At 57.1% G+C, this 21,099-nt stretch carries 22 protein-coding genes, 1 tRNA gene and 1 pseudogene; 9 read left to right on the top strand and 15 right to left on the bottom strand.

Annotated features, from left to right (window positions below; all coding sequences use genetic code 11):
• Positions 1-73 precede the first annotated feature (73 nt).
• The gene (locus CEPID_RS04260; protein ID WP_047239900.1) at positions 74-745 is read right to left on the bottom strand and encodes a type 2 periplasmic-binding domain-containing protein; all 672 of its coding nucleotides are present in this window, start codon (positions 743-745) and stop codon (positions 74-76) included.
• Positions 746-811: 66 nt separating this feature from the next.
• Between CEPID_RS04260 and CEPID_RS04255 the strand changes: the two genes are divergently transcribed.
• Positions 812-1,165, top strand: coding sequence for a DUF5997 family protein (locus CEPID_RS04255; RefSeq protein WP_144413542.1), 354 nt, complete (start codon positions 812-814; stop codon positions 1,163-1,165).
• A 94-nt stretch (positions 1,166-1,259) separates the two neighbouring features.
• Here CEPID_RS04255 and glyA read toward each other — a convergent pair whose 3' ends face one another.
• A complete protein-coding gene (gene glyA, locus CEPID_RS04250; RefSeq protein ID WP_047239899.1) occupies positions 1,260-2,561 on the bottom strand; it encodes a serine hydroxymethyltransferase in 1,302 nt (433 codons plus the stop codon).
• A 202-nt stretch (positions 2,562-2,763) separates the two neighbouring features.
• Between glyA and coaA the strand changes: the two genes are divergently transcribed.
• Positions 2,764-3,690: a type I pantothenate kinase gene (coaA, locus tag CEPID_RS04245; protein ID WP_047241343.1), complete on the top strand. Its 927-nt coding sequence runs from the start codon at positions 2,764-2,766 to the stop codon at positions 3,688-3,690.
• On the opposite strand, the gene CEPID_RS04240 is transcribed toward coaA, so the two are convergent.
• The 5 genes from CEPID_RS04240 to mca form a co-directional block, all read right to left on the bottom strand.
• Complete coding sequence (locus tag CEPID_RS04240) at positions 3,687-4,214, bottom strand: flavodoxin domain-containing protein (protein WP_047239898.1); 528 nt, start codon at positions 4,212-4,214, stop codon at positions 3,687-3,689. The genes coaA and CEPID_RS04240 overlap by 4 nt on opposite strands.
• A 23-nt stretch (positions 4,215-4,237) precedes the next feature.
• Complete coding sequence (locus tag CEPID_RS04235) at positions 4,238-5,008, bottom strand: isoprenyl transferase (protein WP_047239897.1); 771 nt, start codon at positions 5,006-5,008, stop codon at positions 4,238-4,240.
• A gap of 254 nt (positions 5,009-5,262) precedes the next feature.
• Entirely contained in the window at positions 5,263-6,417 is a 1,155-nt protein-coding gene (locus tag CEPID_RS04230; protein WP_047239896.1) for a 3-deoxy-7-phosphoheptulonate synthase, read from the bottom strand.
• 249 nt (positions 6,418-6,666) lie between these two features.
• A complete protein-coding gene (locus CEPID_RS04225; protein WP_047239895.1) occupies positions 6,667-6,933 on the bottom strand; it encodes a hypothetical protein in 267 nt (88 codons plus the stop codon).
• Positions 6,933-7,832 (bottom strand): mycothiol conjugate amidase Mca, encoded by a 900-nt coding sequence (mca, locus tag CEPID_RS04220; protein ID WP_047239894.1) that lies wholly within the window; start codon positions 7,830-7,832, stop codon positions 6,933-6,935. The genes CEPID_RS04225 and mca overlap by 1 nt, the downstream gene beginning before the upstream one ends.
• 144 nt (positions 7,833-7,976) lie before the next feature.
• Here mca and CEPID_RS04215 point away from each other — a divergent pair, with 144 nt between their 5' ends.
• The 3 genes from CEPID_RS04215 (at position 7,977) to CEPID_RS04205 (ending at position 9,572) form a co-directional block, all read left to right on the top strand.
• Positions 7,977-8,414: a DUF4307 domain-containing protein gene (locus CEPID_RS04215; protein WP_047239893.1), complete on the top strand. Its 438-nt coding sequence runs from the start codon at positions 7,977-7,979 to the stop codon at positions 8,412-8,414.
• 193 nt (positions 8,415-8,607) lie between these two features.
• Positions 8,608-9,150 (top strand): transcription elongation factor GreA, encoded by a 543-nt coding sequence (gene greA, locus CEPID_RS04210; protein WP_047239892.1) that lies wholly within the window; start codon positions 8,608-8,610, stop codon positions 9,148-9,150.
• Positions 9,150-9,572 (top strand): hypothetical protein, encoded by a 423-nt coding sequence (locus CEPID_RS04205; RefSeq protein WP_052843373.1) that lies wholly within the window; start codon positions 9,150-9,152, stop codon positions 9,570-9,572. The genes greA and CEPID_RS04205 overlap by 1 nt, the downstream gene beginning before the upstream one ends.
• 406 nt (positions 9,573-9,978) lie before the next feature.
• Here the strand turns inward: CEPID_RS04205 and CEPID_RS04200 are convergent, their stop codons facing one another.
• The 5 genes from CEPID_RS04200 to CEPID_RS04180 all read right to left on the bottom strand — a co-directional run bounded on the left by CEPID_RS04200 (position 9,979) and on the right by CEPID_RS04180 (position 13,859).
• Entirely contained in the window at positions 9,979-10,797 is an 819-nt protein-coding gene (locus tag CEPID_RS04200; RefSeq protein WP_047239891.1) for a Bax inhibitor-1/YccA family protein, read from the bottom strand.
• Positions 10,798-11,447: 650 nt separating this feature from the next.
• Positions 11,448-11,521 (bottom strand) — tRNA-Leu (locus tag CEPID_RS04195).
• A 177-nt stretch (positions 11,522-11,698) separates the two neighbouring features.
• Positions 11,699-12,646, bottom strand: coding sequence for a Ppx/GppA phosphatase family protein (locus tag CEPID_RS04190; protein WP_047239890.1), 948 nt, complete (start codon positions 12,644-12,646; stop codon positions 11,699-11,701).
• Between the two features lies 1 nt (position 12,647).
• Positions 12,648-13,226: a DUF501 domain-containing protein gene (locus CEPID_RS04185; protein WP_047239889.1), complete on the bottom strand. Its 579-nt coding sequence runs from the start codon at positions 13,224-13,226 to the stop codon at positions 12,648-12,650.
• Between the two features lie 21 nt (positions 13,227-13,247).
• Entirely contained in the window at positions 13,248-13,859 is a 612-nt protein-coding gene (locus CEPID_RS04180; RefSeq protein ID WP_052843372.1) for an FtsB family cell division protein, read from the bottom strand.
• Positions 13,860-14,139: 280 nt separating this feature from the next.
• Between CEPID_RS04180 and CEPID_RS12865 the strand changes: the two are divergent.
• Positions 14,140-15,373 (top strand): annotated as a pseudogene (locus CEPID_RS12865) (IS3 family transposase); the annotation flags it as partial.
• A 65-nt stretch (positions 15,374-15,438) separates the two neighbouring features.
• Here CEPID_RS12865 and eno read toward each other — a convergent pair.
• The 3 genes from eno to CEPID_RS04155 form a co-directional block, all read right to left on the bottom strand.
• Positions 15,439-16,713 (bottom strand): phosphopyruvate hydratase, encoded by a 1,275-nt coding sequence (gene eno / locus CEPID_RS04165; RefSeq protein WP_047239886.1) that lies wholly within the window; start codon positions 16,711-16,713, stop codon positions 15,439-15,441.
• 200 nt (positions 16,714-16,913) lie between these two features.
• Positions 16,914-17,702 (bottom strand): lytic transglycosylase domain-containing protein, encoded by a 789-nt coding sequence (locus CEPID_RS04160; RefSeq protein ID WP_047239885.1) that lies wholly within the window; start codon positions 17,700-17,702, stop codon positions 16,914-16,916.
• Between the two features lie 22 nt (positions 17,703-17,724).
• Positions 17,725-18,111, bottom strand: a complete 387-nt coding sequence (locus tag CEPID_RS04155) for a MazG nucleotide pyrophosphohydrolase domain-containing protein (RefSeq protein WP_236684293.1) — start codon at positions 18,109-18,111, stop codon at positions 17,725-17,727.
• Positions 18,112-18,337: 226 nt separating this feature from the next.
• Between CEPID_RS04155 and CEPID_RS04150 the strand changes: the two genes are divergently transcribed.
• From CEPID_RS04150 to CEPID_RS04140, 3 genes are all read left to right on the top strand, one after another.
• Positions 18,338-19,819, top strand: a complete 1,482-nt coding sequence (locus CEPID_RS04150) for an amino acid permease (RefSeq protein WP_083984371.1) — start codon at positions 18,338-18,340, stop codon at positions 19,817-19,819.
• 119 nt (positions 19,820-19,938) lie between these two features.
• Positions 19,939-20,406, top strand: a complete 468-nt coding sequence (locus CEPID_RS04145) for a PadR family transcriptional regulator (RefSeq protein WP_047239883.1) — start codon at positions 19,939-19,941, stop codon at positions 20,404-20,406.
• Entirely contained in the window at positions 20,403-21,059 is a 657-nt protein-coding gene (locus tag CEPID_RS04140) for an ABC transporter ATP-binding protein (protein ID WP_047239882.1), read from the top strand. Before CEPID_RS04145 ends, CEPID_RS04140 begins: the two co-directional genes overlap by 4 nt.
• Positions 21,060-21,099 lie beyond the last annotated feature (40 nt).

The following is a 21,099-nucleotide window of genomic DNA, read 5'->3' as shown; positions in this document are numbered from 1 at the left end:
CACAGGCTAACGGCCTCAGGTTGAACTTACATGGTTGTGAGATGAACCCTTGGTGAACGGTTGTCACTCCGGCTTAACGACGCCCCTTGCGTCCCTTACTCCCCTTGCCTTTCGACGCCACAAGCTTGCGCGCCTGCACCTTGGCCTTGGCTTTTTCGCTCGCTTTCTTCTTCGGCTGCGCTTGCTGCCTGCTGGATTGCGCCGTTCTCCCCTTAGTGATCCCCACAAAATCCTGCATCATGTCGGAATCATCGGCTTTACGCCAGACCAAGGCGATCGTCGTGGAAACGCCGTCAGAAAAATCACGATGCTCAGTTTGCTTCGACGAAACACTCCGCAACAAGGGTCGGGGCGCTATAACGACGCCCACATTAGCCGCCACCACACCAATGGCCTCTCGCACTGCCTTAACGTCGACTGCGCCAGCAGGCTCATAGTTAATGATCTCGCCAGCAATATCCGCCCGAGAAATGCTGTCTAACAGCGTCAGCTCGGACTCCTTAGGAACGGCAATGCCCGGCTGTTCTTCATACAGCACAACCTGATGGAAATCGTCAGTGAGACGAGCCTCCGGCAGGCGGATCAGCGCAGCTGTCACCGTGCCGTCGATAAGCAATGCACAGGGGTCGTCGGACTCGCGCGCCTGCAACGGTGGGTAATCGGTGCGCTCATTAAAGCGGTCGAACCACTTGCTCGGGGCAGTCCCCTTGACGAATGCGATGGTCAACGGCTGTGCAGTAGTCATGGGCTAGATGCTACCGTGAACACTGTGAATGAAGACAACATGCTGCGAGCGCCATCCGCAACCGCAATGAAACCAGCAACGGCCGCTAAAAAACTCGGCCTGTACCTACCAGCAACGCCTGAGGAGTTTCAGCGCACCGCTCTCACCCATGACGAGTTCGTGGCCCTGCAAGACAATCCCCCAGAATGGCTCGCACAACTTCGCCGAGAAGGTCCGCACCCGCGCCCCGAGGTGGCCCGACGCCTGGGTATCACCATCGCGGCCCTCAAGCGTAATGACATTGACCGCCCGCTGACCACGAAGGAGATCAAAGAGTTACTCGCGGACCAACCAGAATGGCTCCGCAAGGCACGCACCGACCTCGCCAACCAGCGCTTGGAAGGTGCTGAATCTGAAGGCGCTGAAGCAAGCGACGAGTAGTCTTCGCGGAGCATACCTAGCCGCTGAGAACGTCAAATGGCCTCCGACGGAAAAACCCACCGGAGGCCCAATTCTTATGCGGGAAACCCGAAGGCTAGAGCAGCTTCCAGTCTTCGAGGCCTTCGTACAGTGGGAAGTCGGCGGCGATCTTCTCTACCCGAGCGCGCAGCGCCGCGACATCAGCAGAGCTACCTGCGGCGAGCGCGGTGCCGATGATGTCTGCGATCTCAGTGAACGCAGCTTCGTCCAGGCCGCGAGTAGCCAAAGCTGGGGTACCGATACGCAGGCCGGAGGTGACCATTGGTGGGCGTGGGTCATTAGGCACAGCGTTTCGGTTGACGGTGATGCCGATCTCGTGAAGGAGATCCTCGCCCTGCTGGCCATCCATTTGAGAGTTGCGTAGATCAACCAGCACCAGGTGGACATCAGTACCACCGGTGAGCACCGAGACGCCTGCCTGCTGGCAATCAGCTGCGGAAAGGCGCTCGGCCAGAATCTGGGCACCGTCGATGGTGCGCTGCTGGCGGTCCTTGAAGATATCTGAACCGGCGATCTTCATCGCCACTGCCTTTGCAGCAACAGCGTGCATCAATGGGCCCCCCTGCTGACCTGGGAATACAGCAGAATTCAGGGCCTTCGCGTATTCCTGCTTAGCCAAGATCATGCCGGAACGTGGGCCACCCAGCGTCTTGTGCACAGTGGTGGACACAACATCGGCGTGTGGTACCGGAGAAGGGTGCAGACCAGCAGCAACGAGGCCAGCGAAGTGAGCCATGTCTACCCACAGCTTTGCTCCTACTTCGTCAGCGATGGAGCGGAAAGCCTCGAAGTCCAGATGACGAGGATATGCAGACCAGCCACCGATGATAACCTGTGGCTTTTCCTTCAGCGCCTGCTCGCGAACTTGGTCCATGTCGATGCGCATGGTCTGCTCATCGACTCCGTAAGCGACGACGTCGTAAAGCTTGCCCGAGAAGTTCAACTTCATGCCGTGGGTGAGGTGACCACCGTGAGCCAGGGACAGGCCCATGATCTTGTCACCAGGGTTTGCAAGGGCCATCAGCACCGCGGCGTTGGCTTGCGCGCCTGCGTGTGGCTGGACGTTGGCGAACTCGGCGCCAAAGACTGCCTTAGCACGATCGCGGGCGAGGTCTTCCACCACGTCGACATGCTCGCAGCCACCGTAGTAGCGACGGCCTGGGTAGCCCTCAGCATACTTGTTGGTCAGTACCGAACCCTGTGCCTGCAGCACCGCGCGAGGCACGAAGTTTTCCGAGGCAATCATTTCCAAGGTGCCACGCTGGCGACCAAGTTCAGCCTTAATGGCGGCAGCTACGTCCGGATCGAGCTGGTCCAGCGGTTGATTCATTACGTCGTTTGAGGAGGCAGAAGTCATGGCAGGCGCCGTCAACCCTTCTTTTCGGCAGAAATCCACGCCGGTATGGCGCGGAGCGGATAGCACCAGTTTAGCGACCTTCCGCAACGGCAGTCGCTAGAACCTCCTAATCTGGGCAAAAAACCCGTTTTATCCCCCACCTTTGCGGGAAAAGCCGGGGTAACGCTGCACTCTGGTCATGCATGAGGGCACAATGGTTGTCATGCCTCGGCCGCACGACATCAGCCCCTATCTGCAAATTGACCGCCCGCAGTGGCGCGACCTGCGAAAAAACATGCCGCAGGTGCTCACCGCGAGCGAAGTTGTTGCGCTGCGGGGTCTCGGCGAGAACGTCGACCTGCAGGAAGTTGCCGAAGTTTACCTGCCCCTTTCCCGCCTCATTCATCTGCAGGTGCAGGCCAGGCAAGGGCTTATCGACGCCACCGACACCTTCCTAGAGTCCCGCTCCGAAAACGTCCCGTTCATTATCGGAATCGCCGGCTCGGTCGCTGTGGGCAAATCTACCACCGCCCGACTCCTCCAAGTGCTCCTCCAGCGCTGGGACACCCACCCGCGGGTGGACTTGGTTACCACTGATGGTTTCCTGTGGCCGGCGGAGGAACTCAATCGGCGGAGAATCATGAACCGCAAAGGCTACCCGGAGAGCTACGACCAGCGAGCGCTGATGCGTTTTGTCACGGACGTGAAATCTGGGAAGCCTGCCGTAAAAGCTCCGGTGTATTCCCACACCTTGTATGACCGGGTTCCTGGCGAGTTCATCACGGTTGACCGTCCGGACATCCTCATCCTTGAAGGACTGAACGTTCTCCAAACTGGGCCGACGCTCATGGTCAGCGACCTCTTTGACTTTTCAATCTATGTCCACGCTCGAACGAGCGATATTGAACGGTGGTACATCGAGCGCTTCCTCGAACTCCGGAAGACAGCGTTTTCCAAGCCCGGCGCGCACTTTTCGCACTATGCCGACCTGGGTGATGAAACGGCGCGTCGAGAAGCCAGGGAAATCTGGCAATCAGTGAACCTGCCGAACCTCGTCGAGAACATCCTGCCGACGCGAGTGCGGGCATCCCTACAGCTATTCAAGGGCTCCAACCACGAGGTAGAAAACGTGCGGATGCGAAAGATCTAAGCGCCGTCTGCCAGCCACTGATCGATGGCATCGAGCTCAGCGAAGTCCATGCGGGATACGTCTCGGTCGTAGTCATCGAACATGGCTTGTTCATTGGCGGTGCGAGTCTTCTTCGCTTTGAGCATCTGGTGCATCGTCCACATTGTAGCCTTGTGCACCTTGGAAAGCTCCGAATAGTTCATCCGTCCAGGCAGGTAGAAACGCTGGACAGCGTCTTTGGCATCGCCCAAAGTTCGGGCCATGGGATCGCTGGCACGGACGTCGTCAAGCAAAGTCATGCCCACCGTGGCCAGCGCTAATCGACGTCCGTCCAGCTCGGTTAGGTGTTCGCTGAAGAATTTCGCCCCGGCGTTCATCCCGGCGTGGTTCGCGGCGAAAATTACCAACGGGCTCTGCGGATCGGCAATGAGGGCCTCAGGGGCGTCATCTAAAGGGTGCGCCGATACGTTATGTCGACGTGCGAATTCCTCCGCATACTCTTTGCTCGAACCATAGAACGAATGGAAAGCGACAACTACGGACATGACCATGCTCCTTAGATCGTCTGCTACTTGCCAAACCGACGGCTTCGCGAGGAATATTCGCGCAGCGCCCGGAGCAAATCAATGCGACGAAACGCCGGCCAGTAAGTGTCAGTAAACCAAATTTCGGAATATGCAGCCTGCCACAGCAGGAAGCCAGAAAGTCGCTGTTCACCCGAGGTACGAATGACCAAATCCGGATCCGGTTGCCCCGAAGTGTACAGGTGCTTAGAAATGCCTTCAGCGTTCACCTTTTGCGCCAGCTCCTCGGCAGGAACTCCCGCTTCGACATATTCAGCGACGAGTTTTTGCACCGCATCAACAATTTCTTGTCGGCCACCATAGCCAACGGCAACGTTGACAGTAATGCCGTCATTGTCTTCCGTGCCCGAAGCAGCTGTACGCAAGCGCTCAGCAACATCGCATGGCAACAGATCCAGATGCCCCACCAAGCGCACCTTGCACCCCAACTCAGGGGCAGCTAATTCGGCAACGACATCGACAATGATATCAAAGAGTAACTGCAGTTCAGAGGATTCGCGACCAAGGTTCTCAGTAGAAAGCAAGTACACCGTGATCAATGACACATCGGTGTCTTTGCACCAATGCACCATCTCGCCAATCTTCTTAGCCCCTACCCTATGGCCATGGCTAACATCGGTGAAACCTGCCTCCCGAGCCCACCGTCGATTGCCGTCGCACATCACCGCAATGTGCTTAGGCTGTTTGAGCCCACGAACTTCACGCGCAAGTCGGGACTCATACAGCGGATACAACAAATTAGACAGCAGCTTCACACCGGATAGTCTACCGTTTTCTCGCTAGTGCACGCACTTTGGTCTTCGTCCGCTTGCTCGGTTGAGCTGGGACGGCTGGTGTCGGTTGGGCCGGCTGGGGCGGCAGGTGTCGGGAGGACCGGGAGGACCGGGAGGGCTGCAAACCCTCTATGCAGTACTTGTGAAGCCGCCGAGACCTCCAGACCGACCAAGCACCCACGCATCCACCACCAAACCCGCCAACTACTACCAGTTAGTCCCGGCATCGGTCCTCGTTACTGGTCGTCACCTGAAGGCTGTGCCAAGTCGCGCTTTCCAGCCCGTCGAGTGCGAACGGCCTGGGCGAGTTCTTCGAGTACATCCACGGTACTAGCGATATCGATGCATCTGTCGGTCACAGATTGCCCGTAAGCTAGTCCCTCGCCGCCGTTCTTGCGGAGTTTCGCCGGGTCGAGCTTTTGGGCCCCTGCGACGAGGAATGATTCGATCATCACTCCGGCGATCGAATGCGCAGTCGCAGCGTCCGGATCGGCGATATGCTGGGCAATCTCGCGAAGGACGAGGAGTTGTCGCTCATCGTCTTTGTTGGAGTTGGCGTGGGAGGCATCGATCATGAGGCGACGCTCCCGTAGCTGGCCGGCAGACATGGACTCCTCGGCAGCAGCGATGTGTTCCGGCGAGTAGTTGGGTCCGCTGGTGCCCCCGCGCAGAATGATGTGACAGTTGTCGTTACCTGCGGTTTCTACCACTGCGGGGTGTCCTTCATCTGAGGTGCCAAAGAAGAAGTGCTGGTGGCTGGCGGCTTGCACTGCATCGACGGCGACTTGAACGTTGCCGTCAGTTCCGTTTTTGAATCCGATCGGCATGGACATCCCGGATGCCAATTGTCGGTGTACTTGTGATTCCGTGGTGCGGGCCCCAATTGCTCCCCATGCCACCGCATCAGCGTAGTACTGGGGACTGTTCGGTTCGAGGAACTCGCAACCAACTGGCAACCCAGTATTGAGCACGTCAACAACCACTTGTCGAGCTAGCCGCAGCCCGTAGGCGATGTCGTAGGTGCCGTCCAGATGCGGGTCGTTGATGAGCCCTTTCCATCCGATCGTAGTTCGCGGTTTCTCGAAGTACACCCGCATGACGATCTTGAGGTCGTCGGAAAGCAGCTGGGCCAGGGGCGCCAAGCGGTGTGCGTATTCGAGGGCAGCGTTGGGATCGTGGATCGAACACGGGCCAACTACTACGACGAGGCGGTCGTCCTCACCCGCAAAAATGTCCGCAATTTCTTGGCGATCCCGCTCCACCTTCGCGGCCTGCTGCACGCTCAGCGGCAGCTGTGCCAACAACTCTGCGGGACTGGGTAAATCGTGGAACGCTATCACTCGCCTATTGCTTGTCGACGCCGCATCCTGCAACGAAACCGGTGCACTCATTGAAACTCAACACTCCTTAGACCTTGGGACAAAAAGAAAAAATTGCAAACAAAAAAGCAGCCCCTGAGCATTTTCACTTTCTGCGTAAAGTGAAAAAGCAGGACTGCTTGTTTAAGGCTTGCGGTACGTCTTAAGGCGTTAATGTTGCATCAGCAGACGATGCAGCGTGGGCGCGCCGCAAGCCTTGCCAAAATAAAATCGCCAAAAGAACATGTTCGCTAGGTTAGCAGATTTTCGTCCGCTGTGGAACTAAATCAAGTGCTTTTTATCTTTGCCGAGGAGACCTTCGGCGGCCATTGCTTCGTCGATAAGCTTTTCGTCGAAGACGTTGAGGCCACGAGCCTCTGCGAATGCTTGTCGACGCGCCAACCGCTTCTGGCGACGTGCAAATGCCCAGCCGAGGTAGATCACGATGAACGCCAATGCGACGATGATCAGCAGGCCAATGGGTGACGCTTTACCGAACTCCGGCCCAAGTGGCGTCGTTTGTTGTTGCGCCAAGTACAAGATATCCATTACTGCTCCAATGGTTGTGTTGGCTGGTCACGAAGCCCCGCAAAGAGATCGTCTTCGGGAAGTGAAGTAGATACCCGGGTGGCCGCCAACTCGAATTCCTCCGTCGGCCACAGTTTACGCTGCACGTCCACCGGAGTAGCAAAAAAAGTGCCTGCTGGGTCGATCTGGGTAGCGTGAGCAAGCAAAGCCTGGTCACGTTGCTCAAAGAAGTCCGCACAGTAAACTTGGGTGGTCACCCGCAACATCAGGTCGCCTTGCAGGGAACGCCACCGGGACAGAATCTCGGTGTACGGGCTGGGCTTGCCTTCGGCGATGGCTACGTCGTGGAACATCTGCAACCGTTGACGGATAAAGCCGTGCGTGTAATACAGCTTCTTAGGCTCCCATGCCTCTCCAAGCTCGGGCGCATACGAAGGATCTCCACATACTTCCCAGGCGCGCATGGAAACCTCATGTACTTTCAGGTGGTCTGGGTGCGGGTATCCCCCGTTTTCGTCATACGTGATGATGACGTGTGGCCGGAACTCACGCATGATTGCTACCAGGTCCCGCACCACCAGGTCAGTGTCAGCCAGAGCGAAGCTCCCTTCCGGAAGCGGTGGCAGTGGATCACCTTCCGGCAAGCCGGAATCTTCGTAATCGAGCCAGCGGTGCTGGGTTCCAAGCGCCCGCATCGAATTTGCCATTTCCTCGCGACGAACCGCCCGAATGTTCTCCAACACCCCGGGCTTATCCATCGCCGGATTGAGGATGCTCCCACGTTCACCCCCGGTGCAGGTCACAACCATGACATCCGCACCTTCAGCGACGTAGCGTGCCATGGTGGCGGCACCCTTGCTAGCTTCGTCGTCAGGGTGAGCATGAATGGCTATCAAACGGAGGCCACTCGCATCGTTCATGGGAATCCTTCTGTCCTAAACAGTCTTGTTGACAAATACCCAGCGGTATCAGTTGTTATCGTAGCCGTCTTGGCCGCAAAGGCGTTAGCTAGGATAAGGTATCGATACGAGTTGTAGCCACCAACCAAGGACTGAAATCCGCAGATGAGCACCCCAGATTCTCGCCGTACCACCCGCCCGCGCGCCCAGTACGAAGCGCCGCAGCGCCGTGGAGTCACCGGGCCAATCGTGGCAATCGGGGCCATCATTTTCCTCATTGCCGCTGGTGTAGTGGTCTATCAGTACTACCAAAAGGTCACCTCGATCACGGTCAGCGCCACGACCGCCAACTTTGTCCGCGTAGATGACCGGACCCTAAATGTAGAAGTAGATGTCAACCGAGACGATGTCGACGTGGCCTCCTATTGCATCGTGACCGCAATGAATTACGACAAAGCTGAAATCGGGCGCCGAGAGTTTGTCATCGAACCCGGCGGCAACAAGGTGCAGCGATTCAAGGTTGATATCCCCACCCGGGATCTTCCAGTAGCAGCGAAGGTCTACGGCTGCGCTACTGAGATGCCAAGTTATCTCAAGCCATAGGGGCGTCGATAAGCTAGGGGCGCCTTTGCCGTACCGCGCCAGGATCTGCGGGTGCTGGCTGTGCTAACATGTGAACGACTTGCAGGCTCAGCACCTCATGGTCCTTAATTTTGTTTTCAGGCCGACCGCTGAGCCTGAATCTTTTAGGTTTTCATTTCTATAGATCGCGAACTTTTCTCCCGGGAGGGAACACATGGCTGAGCTGCAGAAGCAATACATCACCCCAGAGACCAAAGCCAAGCTCGAAGAAGAGCTCAATGCGCTGATTGCACACCGCCCGGTTGTGGCCGCTGAAATTAACGAGCGTCGCGAAGAAGGCGACCTGAAAGAAAACGCTGGCTACGACGCAGCCCGCGAAATGCAGGATCAAGAAGAGGCCCGCATCAAGCAGATCTCCGAGATCCTGGCTAACTCCACCACCGAGCGCGCAGGTGTCGAAGATGGCGTAGCAAACGTCGGCTCCGTGGTGCACGTGTACTACAACGGCGACAAGAACGAAAAGGAAACGTTCTTGATCGGTACGCGCGCTGCAGCCTCCGAGAACCCAGATCTGGAGACCTACTCCGAGCAGGCCCCACTGGGCGCTGCAGTGGTGGGCGCTCGCGAAGGCGACACCGTCGAATACCAGGCACCAAACGGCGCCACCATCAAGGTAACGATTGTCTCCGCCGAGCCTTATGACTCCGCCAAGTTCGCCCGCCTTCGCGCAGAAAAGGAAGCAGCGGCCAACAAGTAATGCTCCACCGCTTATCGACGGCCTGCGCCCTCATCGGCGCAGGCTTCGCTGTTTCTGCCTGCAGCACGGCGCAGGAACCAACTCCCCTAGCCAGCAGCGAGATGACGCCAGTGGCTACAGAAACAGTCACCACTCAGTCTGTCGCCGTGCCTGGGTATATCGATTGCATTGGGGCACCACTCCAGAAACCCACGGTCATTTCCCTCAAGTGCTCCGACGATTCTTTGGAACTCGTGGACATCGAATGGTCGCACTGGTCTGAAGATGGCGCTCGCGGCAGGGGCACCCTCGTGAGCGTGGACGAGCCCGGCCAGGAATCGCGCACCCCCAACCACGCAGTGGCCCTTTCGGACCCTTTCCTGGCTCCTCCTGGGCTGGTGTTCACCCGAATAACTTTGGATGAACAGCCGATGCAGCCTTAGGTTTTGTAGCCCCGCTAGCTGCGGTGGGAGCTGCTGCGCTTTTGCTGCCGCTAATATCCGCCGCGCCCGGTTGATGCGGATGGGAGTTAAGTAGAAAAACTTAGTGTTTCTGATTCGTAATTTCCGCAACGTTGTGGGCCTCAAACCAACATCTACTGTTGTCTGGGTGCTTTAGACCGCTCTATGTCGTCCCTTCGGTGTAGTCGGACTACCGCTGTGGGCCTTTATTCATCAAGAAAACGCTGCGCTACGTAGTCGGACTACGCCGAAGTGACGACATAGCACTTGTGCAGCAAGTCCGCACGGCCGGCGATACATCGGCCGGACACACTTTTCTTTGTTTGACCAGCGAATGGCCCGCCGCGAAATTTCGCGGCGGGCCATTGTTCTTGCAGTGTGAGTACTGCTAGTTATTGCGCAAGATGCTCAGGAGGCGCAGGATCTCGGTGTAGAGCCATACCAAGGTGACAGCCAACCCTAGTGCCACACCCCAAGCCATCTTCGCTGGAGCACCGGAGCGTACCAGGCGGTCAGCAGCGTCGAAGTCCTGCAGGAAGCTCAGTGCTGCCAACACGATGCAGACGAGGGAGAAGATGATTGCCATCGGGCCGTCGCCACGCAGTGGGTTGAATCCGAAGAACATGGCACCAACGAGGTTTGCCAGCGAAAGCACGACAACGCCGATCAGGGCGCCCATCAGGAAGCGAGTGAACTTTGGTGTTACTCGGATTACCCCAGCTTTGTAGACCCACAGCATGCCTACGAAAACACCCAGCGTAGCAACAACTGCCTGGCCAATCAGCACACCAGCGTCAGTCCCACCGACCATCCAGCCGGACAATACCAGGGAGATACCACCAACGAAGAGTCCTTCGAAAATGGCGTAAGCAATGGTCACGATTGGGGAACCGTAAGACTTAGAAAACGAGCTGATCAGCACGGTGATGAATCCACCGATCATGCCGACCATCGTCAGCAACATTGTCAGCCCGGGGCTCACCAAAGCAAGTGCAAAGTTGGCCACCGCAAATGCAATGATAACGCCAACGGTAATTCCGGTTTTGGAGATGATGTCGTCTACGGTCATCGCCCGCTCTCGAGACATCTGCGGGGTACGTGGGTCTACATACTGACCGTAAGGGTTGTAACCAGCCTGCGGAAAGCCATGGTTCACAGCGCTCTTGGTCTTGGTCAGCGAACTAAAGACAGGATTGCTGCTTCGCACGTCGCTCGGGTCCTTTCACTTAAAAGTCAACTTCGGTGATCCCACTTCTCTCGGGCATCACACTGAGTACAACGAAGGGTAGTGAATGAAAGTTCCCGATTCGGTGCACAATGCCAGAAGTTTTTTAAGAAAAGCTCTTCGTGTTCTCAGTTTTGATGGAACCGCAGGTGCCACGAAATTGACGGCTCAATAGAGTTGCTGACGCAACTCTTTGAAGTGCGAAGTGCTTGTGGATTGCTCATAGACGGGAATGACGAGCAAGAGTCAAGCGGCTAAGCAGGATCGGATACCTCAGCGTGATTCATAAGGAAACCTCCGTTAAGACCCGGGTTAAATAAAAGAGTGTTGCTCTGATTCGCGAATTCCGCAATGTAGTAGGCCTAGAATCAGCATTTTTGTTATCTGGGAGCTGTAGACCGTTCTATGTCGTCCCTTCGGAGTCGTCGGACTACGCCGTGGCACTCTATTCACCCACAAAAACGGTCCTCTACGTAGTCGGACTACGCCGAAGTGACGACATAGCACTTGTGCAGCAAGTCCGCACGGCCGGCGAGAAGTCAACTGGACACACTTTTCTTACTTAACCCCAAAACTCCGTCGCGAACGACAAAACCAAGCCAGAAACACATTCTGACCTGGCTTTTTAGTTGTGCCCCCAGTCGGACTCGAACCGACACTGAATGGATTTTAAGTCCACTGCCTCTGCCAATTGGGCTATAGGGGCTTGTGCAACCGGCAGTCACCTGCCAGCGCGCTGAGGGCAGTTACCTGCCCAATCCTCGGCGTACGGCACGTCGACAGCAAATCGCAGCTGGCGTACCTGAACCTGGAAAATACTTTAGTGCACACCACCCTTAGGCGGGAAAACCACCCCGGGGAAAGTGGAAACCTGCAGCTATCCTTAGCTAGCCAAGCCCATTACGATGCCATCAAGGATATCTTTTTCCGAGATGATCATCTGGGAAAGCCCGGTCTCTTGACTAATTAATGACATGATTTCCTCGACCACGACTGCGCCCCCGGAGATGACGTCGGCTCGGCCGGGGTGGATGACAGGATGGGCAGCCCGGAGCGCGGCTGTTTCGCCGATGAGGCTTTGGGTGAGGATCCGGGAGGCGTCGAAACGCAGCTCAGAGCCGTGTATGTAGGCGGGGTCGTATTCTTCGAGCCCCTGGGCAAGAGCTGACAGTGTAGTGAAGGTTCCGGCGACACCGACGAAAGCTTGGGCGTCGGCAAGCGGCACACTTTCAACGACTTCAGCGAGTCGGTCGTCGACGTAAGCGCGGGCGGTAGCGATCTCTTCGTTTACGGGCGGGTCCGACTGCATGAACCGCTCGGTGAGCCGCACACAACCCATCTGCACCGATTTGGCGGCTAGCACTTCTCCGGCGCGTGTCCCAACGATGAATTCCGTCGAGCCACCTCCCAAATCAATGACGCATACCGGGGAAAGGTCGCTTGGTAGGTCGGCGATTGCGCCGAGGAATGAAAGCTTGGCTTCTTCCTCGCCGGTGATCTCCTCCGCTTGTGCTCCTGGCTGGATCTCGCCGAGAAGTTGGGCGGTCATGCTTATGAAGTCTGCCCGGTTTCGGGCATCGCGGGTCGCTGACGTTGCCACCATTCGCACGGCCTCGACGCCGTGTTGTTTCATGGTGGTGACGTAGTCTTGCAGCGCCTCACGGGCCCGCTCGAGCGCAGCGGCCGAGATTTCCCCGGTGGCATCGACACCCTCGCCCAGGCGAATGATGCGCATTTCACGCACCACATCCACGAATTCTCCAGAGGAATTATCACTGATGAGCAGGCGGATCGAGTTCGTCCCGCAGTCCACGGCAGCAAATCGCCCCATGCTAGTCGACCTCGCCCTTCGGCTCGCCCTTCACCTCGGCGTGCGTGAAGTCAAACTGGTTGATGTCGATGCCTAAGTCGGCCAAGGTCGGCCAATCTTGTGGAATCGCGGTTCCGCGCAGACCCGCGTGCTCGGCGGCCAAAGCGACAGCCTCGGTGCCAAAGCGGACCCGTTCTGGCCCCTCTGCCAGGGCGTATGCGATCAGAACGTGAAGGCATTTAACGCGATCAGGCATGCCCCCGCCGGAAAAATCAGTTCCCAGATCTTCCATTTTGTTGCGTTCGGCCAGGAAGTGCTCGTGGGCCGCCTGATAATCCGCCTGGAGCTCGGCCGAATCTTGCAGTCGAGCTTGCATCCACTTCATCACGTGGGCGACCTCTAGCCTCGAAGCCTCGGAGGTCAGGCGCGGATCTGTCAAGTAGTACAGGGTTGGGAAAGGGGTGCCGTCATCCAGTCGAGGATGGGTCTTCACCACTCCAGGGGTGCCGTCTGGGGCGTAGTAGGAAATCTCTACGACGCCGCGCGGCTCTCGACCAAGTTGCTCCGCTACCGCGGCAAGATCAGCTTGAGAAACAGTCATGCAGACTATTCTTACACACCACTACTGGCCGGGAGCTGCTGGCGGATTGTTAGCAGGCACCTCGGGGGCTTGCTCCGCTGGCTTTTCGACGGGCGCAGTTGGCTTGATCGGCATATGCATTTCGGGTGCAGGTGCCGGGGTTTCTCCCGTTAATACTTCCTGTTCCGGAGTCGAAATTGCGCCCCACAAAGTATCAAACCACGGCTGTTGCGTCTCTCCATTTGCTGCTTCACGCGTGGTTACTGAATCTTCTTTTTGCATTTGTGGGTCAAGAACGCGGAAAGCGACTTCGCCCGGCGCGATGACACCAAGCCGGTTGCGGGCTTGTTCTTGCACATAAGCCTCATTACGGTACTTTTCCAGTTCGCCGAGGAGGTCTTCTTTACGCTGTTGTTTCTGGACGATCGCCGCCGACACTCGCTTGATTTCGTTGCGCTGTTCGAAGTAGTTGCGCAGCGGGATTGCGATGGTCAGTAGAAACAGCAGCATGACAAAGAGCGCCACGCCCAATTCAAGCACGCCAAAGCGCATTTTCCGGTTTTTTTTGGTCGGACCTACGGCACGCCCCGGACGTGGGGTGCGCTGCCGTTGGTTGGCCACTGGAACTCGGGTGTTGGCGAACTTGAATGTCACCCCTGCCATCCTAGTCGTCGTAGGTAGCCTGGTTACGTGTTGGGCGGGCGGGTGTGTCTGTGCTGCCACTGTGTCCGCACCTGGAAAAGACAAAATAGCCACCGCGAAAAATGAACTGCTCCCCATTAGTTGGACTGAGAAATCAGTTTCTAACTAGTGGGGAGTATTTCTTTGAGGGCACGAAGTTCTCTGAGCAAGCTGCAGCGAGAGCAGCTCGTTGACTTGTTTGAACAAGGCTTGGGTTATAAAGCAGCGGCACGCCGGCTTGGTGTCGCTCGTGATCCGGTGCGAAAGCTTGAACGCCGGTTCAAGCTTCATGGCAAGCTGTGTCTTGTGGAAAAACCAACCAAGCAGCAGTTTTCCTTCGAGGTGAAGAAGGAAGTCGTCGATCGCTTCATTGCTGGTGAGTCGAAGATGGATCTTGCCCGCGAGTTCGGGTTGTCCTCCGACCAGCTTGTCTCGAGTTGGGTGCGTGCCTGGCGTGCAGGTGGAGATGAGGCGTTGCGACCGAAGCCAAAAGGACGACCCAAGGGCAGTTCACCTACGAAGACAGTGACCGAGGAGGATCGGCTGCGCCGCGAGGTAGAGAAATTGCGGGCAGAAAACGCATACCTAAAAAAATTGCGGGACTTGAGGAACCAGCGACGAGGTTAAAGGTCGAGGCTATCGTCATCCTCAAGTCAGACCACCGGCTGGAGGATCTGCTTGCTGCGGCAGGTCTTGCCCGGTCGACGTTTTACTATCACCAACAACGCCTCACTGCAGCTGATAAGCATGCCCAGCTTAAGCAGGCAATCCGTGACATCTTTCAGCGGATGAACCGTCGTTATGGTTACCGGCGGGTGCATGCTCAACTCCAACGGCAAGGGTGGGCGGTTAACCACAAGCTAGTTTATAAACTCATGGACGAGTTAGGACTGAAGTCCAAGGTCAGGGTGAAAAAGAAGTACAACTCGTACAAAGGCACTGTCAGCCACATCGCCAAGAACGTGCTGGATCGATGCTTCACACCGGATACACCAAATACGGTGTGGGTAAGTGATGTCACGGAGTTTCGGGTCGCTGGCACCAAGGTCTATCTTTCGCCGATCATGGACCTATACGATCACTCGATCGTGTCGTATAGCGTGTCTACCTCACCGAATACCGCATTGACGTCACAGTCTTTGCGTGATGCCATCGCACAACAATCACCAGGAAAAGGTTTACTGGTGCACACTGATCAAGGATTCCAGTACCAGCATTCCAGCTGGCGCAACCTCATCGACAGCATTGGTGGTGTGCAGTCAATGTCAAGGAAAGGCAACTGCTACGACAACGCGGTAATGGAAAACTTCTTCGGGCACCTCAAGACAGAGATGTACCACGGTGAAACATTTACCAGCCTCGATGACTTCTACCACGCACTCGATGACTACATCTACTGGTACAACCACGAACGCATCCAACAACGACTCAAGGGCCTGACCCCGATGCACTATCGGAACCAGACCCTTGAAACCCAAACCGCCTAGAATTAAACCAGTCCAACTTTCGGGGGCCAGTTCAAAAACGGGTGGCTATTTCGAACTATAGTGCTTTACTTGAAGCGTGGGAATGCGTCGCGACCAGCGTAGACTGCGTCTTCAGCGAGCATTTCCTCGATGCGCAGCAACTGGTTGTACTTAGCTACGCGCTCGGAGCGTGCCGGAGCACCGGTCTTGATCTGGCCGCAGTTCAGAGCAACTGCGAGGTCAGCGATGGTGGTGTCTTCGGTTTCACCGGAGCGGTGCGACATCATGGTGCGGTAGCCATTGCGGTGAGCCAGCTCGACGGCGTCGAAGGTTTCGGTCAGGGTACCGATCTGGTTGACCTTCACCAATAGCGCGTTGGCAGCCTTCTTCTCGATGCCCTCAGCAAGGCGCTCTGGGTTGGTCACGAAGAAATCGTCGCCCACGATCTGGACCTTGTCGCCGATGGCAGCGGTGAGGGCGGTGTAGCCTTCCCAGTCGTCTTCCTGCAGTGGGTCTTCGATGGAGACGATTGGGTACTGGGAGATGAGTTCTTCGTAAACCTTGGACATCTCTTCAGCGGTGTGCTCGCCGCCTTCGAAGTGGTACTTGCCGTCCTTGAAGAACTCGGAAGAAGCGACGTCGAGGGCCAGGGCGATGTCTTCGCCAACCTTGTAGCCCGCCTTCTCGATAGCCTCGACGATGAGGTCGAGGGCTGCCTTGGTGGATTCAACGGACGGTGCGAAGCCGCCCTCGTCGCCAAGGCCGGTGGACAGGCCCTTAGCTTTAATGACGGACTTCAGGGTGTGGTACACCTCTGCGCCCATGCGCAGTGCTTCCTTGAAGGTCTCGGCGCCGATTGGAGCGATCATGAATTCTTGAACGTCGACGCCGGAGTCAGCGTGGGCGCCACCGTTGAGGATGTTCATCATTGGCACAGGAAGAATGTGCGCGTTCGGGCCACCGATGTAGCGGAATAGTGGCAAATCTGCCGCGTCTGCAGCAGCCTTGGCCACGGCCATAGAAACACCGAGGATAGCGTTTGCGCCCAGACGAGACTTGTTAGGAGTGCCATCGAGTTCGATCATCATGCGATCGACAGTGCGCTGGTCGTCAGCTTCCAAACCTGCAATGTGGTCAGCGATTTCTTCGTTGACAAATTCAACAGCCTTCAGCACGCCTTTGCCCTGGTAGCGGTCGCCACCATCGCGCAGCTCATGAGCCTCGTGAACGCCGGTGGAAGCTCCAGATGGAACAGCAGCCTGTCCGTGTGCGCCGTTCTCCAGAACTGCTTCAACTTCGACGGTGGGATTGCCGCGGGAATCCATAATCTCACGAGCAAAAACGTGCATGATTTCAGCCACTGTAGGCCTCCTAAGCCAATTCAAGGTTGATTGTTTAGCCACGCGCCGTCGAGGCACGCATAGTTCAATTGTGACACGAAAATACTTCCTCCGGCCATGTGCGCGGGCTATTTCACTTCCCGTGGTGCGCTAATGGGGGTGGGCTGCGGGCCCCGGCTCAGCTGGCGGGTTGCCGTAATGCGTAGGCAGCGGGCCCCGGCTCAGCTGGCGGGTTGCCGTAATGCGTAGGCAGCGGCAGCGTCGCGCACGTCGCGCAAGTATTTGTCTGATTGGTTGTAGGACCTCACCGCAGCGGTCCACCCTTGCGGGGTCGCGAGGTCTCGATCGTGATCGCACAGTAGGTTAGCCGCGGAAACGGCTGCGTCGTCGATGTTGTGTGGATCGGCTTTACCATCGCCATTGGCATCGCGACCGTAACGTTTCCAGGATTCTGGAATGAACTGCATCGGCCCCACTGCCCGGTCATGTTCGGTGTCACCGTCGAGAGCGCCGCCGTCAGTGTCGGCAATTTTGGCAAATCCTGGGGACCCGTCGAGTGGCACTCCGATGATGGGTGGTGCCACATTCCCGTCCGCGTCGATCTTGCTGCCACCAAAGATTTTCCCAGAGTAGGTACCGTGCCGAGTTTCTACCTGACCCAACCCAGCGAGAGTATTCCACCGCAGGTGACAGTTCGGCCAGGATTGCGCTGCGATAAGTTCGGCATTGCCATATGCCTGGAGCGCAGCGATCGAGATTCCCGTGTCTGCCGAGAGTGGTTCGGCCCAGAATTTCAGCTTGGCCGAGGTGCGTCCGGGCGCCTGGACGTCGATAAGCGGGACCTCTACCCCACCCGCCGGGGGCACGTTATCCGGGACCGGCTGCAGCGTCCGGATCGGGTTGGGGCCATTGAGCAGCGACAGCGTCCAGCCGACGCAAGCGATGACCGTGACGATCGCCAAGATCGTGCCACAGCCACAGCCGAATGCTTTGCGCGCCTTTGAACCCATAGCGAAACATCTTAGCCGGGCACTACTGTTGACGTTGTTTGCCAAGCTGCCACAGTCGCTCTTGCTCAGCCACTTGGACGATTTCCGAGGTGCCGTCAAAAAGATAAGGAGCGCGTGCTTGCAGCTTATCGACGAACGCCTGGGCAACATCACCAATGTCGAAGGCACCTCGGCGACGGGCTAGCTCGGCGTGAAAAAGGACTTGGAGTAGGACGTCGGAAAGTTCGTTTTTGAGCTCGCGTTCCGAGTCTGCAGTGGCGTGCTGGTGATGTGCACGCACGGCGTCAGCGAACTCTGCGGCTTCTTCAACGAGGAATGGCAAGAGGCTGAGGTGGGTCATGGAGCGTTCCCATTCGCCAATTTCGAGGGCGCGCGACATTACTTCCACCGCGTCGATAATTTTATTCACATAGTTAAGGTCCGGTTGGGTGGGTCGAGTTGCGCAACCCTGACCGCTTTGACCATCCATATTAAGATCTCCTAAAGTCTGTTTAATGCTGCTACATAGGGTTTTCGGCCCCCGTTCCTACCATCACCCCCACACGGCTGAAGGCCCCAGAAAACCGCCCCTCACCACGAGAATCACACTGCCACGATTGTAGACTTTATTGCTTTGGGCCCTACTCTCATTAGTCGTGACTGAACAAAAATCGACCAACAACACCGTGAGCTTGTGGACACTAGTTTCCCTCATTATCGGCTCGACGGTGGGTGCTGGCATCTTCGCTTTGCCACAAAATGCAGCTTCAGTGGCAGCCCCGGGCGCGATGCTCATTGGCTGGGCTATCGCAGGCATCGGCATGCTCTCCATCGCCTTCGTCTTCCAAGTTTTGGCCCTACGTAAGCCGCACCTTGATTCCGGCGTGTATTCCTACGTCCGAGCAGGACTTGGCGACTTCGTGGGATTCGCCTCCGCTTGGGGCTACTGGCTAGGCTCCGTCATCGCTCAGGTGGGCTACGCGACCCTCTTCTTCTCCACGCTCGGACACTACATCCCATTCTTCTCCACCGAAAACCGCTGGACCTCCGGCATCGCAGTGTCGATTCTGACCTGGGTGATTTTCTTCATGCTCACCCGCGGGATCCAACAGGCGGCCCTGATGAACGTGGTCACCACCGTGGCAAAAATCTTGCCGATCCTGGCCTTCATCATCCTGGTGGCCTTCCTTGGCTTTAGCTGGGATAAATTCACCTTGGATATCTGGGGACGCAACGGTGGGTCCGGCTCGGTCATGGATCAAATCAAAGCTTTCATGCTGTTTACCGTGTGGACCTTCATCGGCGTCGAGGGTGCGTCTGTTTACTCCAAGCAATCTCGGACCCGTCGAGACGTCGGTCGTGCTACCGTTATCGGCTTCTTCTCCGTGCTTGCCCTTCTAGTAACCGTCACCACGCTCTCTTTCGGCGTCATGACCCAGGAGGAGCTAGCTGGACTTTCCGACAACTCCCTGGCAGCCGTGTTAGAGCACGTGGTCGGCCCGTGGGGTGGCGCGCTGGTTTCCCTCGGTCTGATGTTCTCCGTGCTAGGCGCCTACGTTTCTTGGCAAATGTTGTGCGCTGAGCCGATCTTGCTCATGGGCATTGATGGGCTGCTTCCCGCCCGGTTTGGCCGCGTCAACCGCGCTGGTGCCCCAGTGGCGGCGCAGCTCGTATCGACGATCGTGATCCAAATCTGCGTTGTGGTGTTCTTCATGAACGAGGCCACCTATTCCTTCATGGTGCAGCTGGCCACCATCATGTACATGCTTCCTTACGTATTCTCCGCGCTCTACCTCGTGCTGCTCGCTACCCGGGGCCGGGGCATGACACACCCGCACGCTGGCACGCGTTTCGACGATTCCGGCCCAGTAGTATCCGCGTCCGATAACCGTCGTCACCTGCTCATCGGCGCCGTCGCCTTGGTGTACTCACTATGGCTGTTCTACGCCGCCGATCCTCGCTACCTGCTGTTAGGCTGCCTGCTCGTGGTGCCCGGCCTCATCCCATATGTGTGGACTCGCATCAAGTCTGGCGATCGCATTTTCAACACTTTTGAATGGGTAGTCGTGGCGTTGGTTATCCTAGGCAGTTGCTATGCCATCTATGGTTTGACCTCGGGGACCTTGAGCTTCGCTTGACCTCGACAAAACACTGATGCCCCGGATTTCACTCCGGGGCATTTTCTTTCCTCCACTTCCCAGCCACCCATTGACATCCCAAAACTTACCTGGTAACTTACCGAGTAAGGAGATCCGCTATGTCCATCAAATTTGCCCTGCTGAGCCTGCTAGCAGAACACCCCCAAGGCTCAGCTCAACTCCAAAGCACCTTTCACGAACGCACTCACCACACGTGGCCGCTCAACATCGGTCAGGTGTATCAAACGATCAAACGGCTAGAACGAGACCAACTCATCAAAGTCTGCGGGCGAGAAGGCAAGGCCGATATTTTCACCATCACGGATGCCGGCACCGCCGAACTTGACGAATGGTGGCAACGGCCCGTCGAAAAGCCGGCGGATGATCGCGACGACTTGGTGATCAAAATGGCCCTCGCCCGAGACCGAGCACCCCTCATCAAAGCTCAGCGCGAGGCCACCATGACCAAACTTCGCGAGCTGAACCGCACCCCCGCAGAAGGCGCCGCCGAATTGCTCCGACAGCGCCACATTTTCCAACTCGAAGGCGAAGCCCGCTGGCTCGACTACCTGGAGGCACTGTCATGAAACTACGCAACATCAGCCACGAATATCTGGACGGATCGCGCAAGCGCACCGTCCTGAAAAACGTCGACGTCACTGTCGAACCCGGCGAGCTCATCGCCATTATGGGCCCTTCAGGCGCGGGGAAAACCACTCTCCTGCGCATCGCTGGACTGCTCGAAGTGCCTACCTCCGGCACCGTGCTTATCGACGACCTCGACTGCAGCACCTTAACCCCAAACCAGCGAGCCGACCTGCGTCGCGACCGACTTGGCTTCGTCTTCCAGAACTACAACCTGATTGAAACGCTCACCATCGCCGAAAACGTGGCACTGCCACTAGAGATTTCTGGCATCAAACGTGCGACTGCTCGCGAGCAAGCGCTCGCGGAGCTGGACGAATTGGGGCTGCTGCCCATAGCGGATCAATTCCCTCCGGAAGTCTCCGGTGGCGAACAACAACGTGCCGCCATCGCACGCGCGTTCATCGGGACCCGCAGCGTTTTGCTTGCCGACGAACCCACCGGCGCGCTCGATACCGCAACCTCAGATTCAGTTATGCGTCTGATTCGTAACAAGGTGGACACCGGTGCATCCGGGCTTTTTGTCACCCACGAACCGCGCCTGGCCGCTTTTGCGGATCGCACCCTCCGGCTCAAGGATGGTGAGATTCAATGATCCGGCTAGCCATTCGGGACCTCCGTGCGCACCCTAAACA

It is taken from the genome of Corynebacterium epidermidicanis (assembly GCF_001021025.1).
In the GTDB taxonomy this organism is placed as follows: domain Bacteria; phylum Actinomycetota; class Actinomycetes; order Mycobacteriales; family Mycobacteriaceae; genus Corynebacterium; species Corynebacterium epidermidicanis.
The sequence above is the reverse complement of the archived record's forward strand: the minus strand, read 5'-3'. Positions and strand labels throughout refer to the sequence as shown.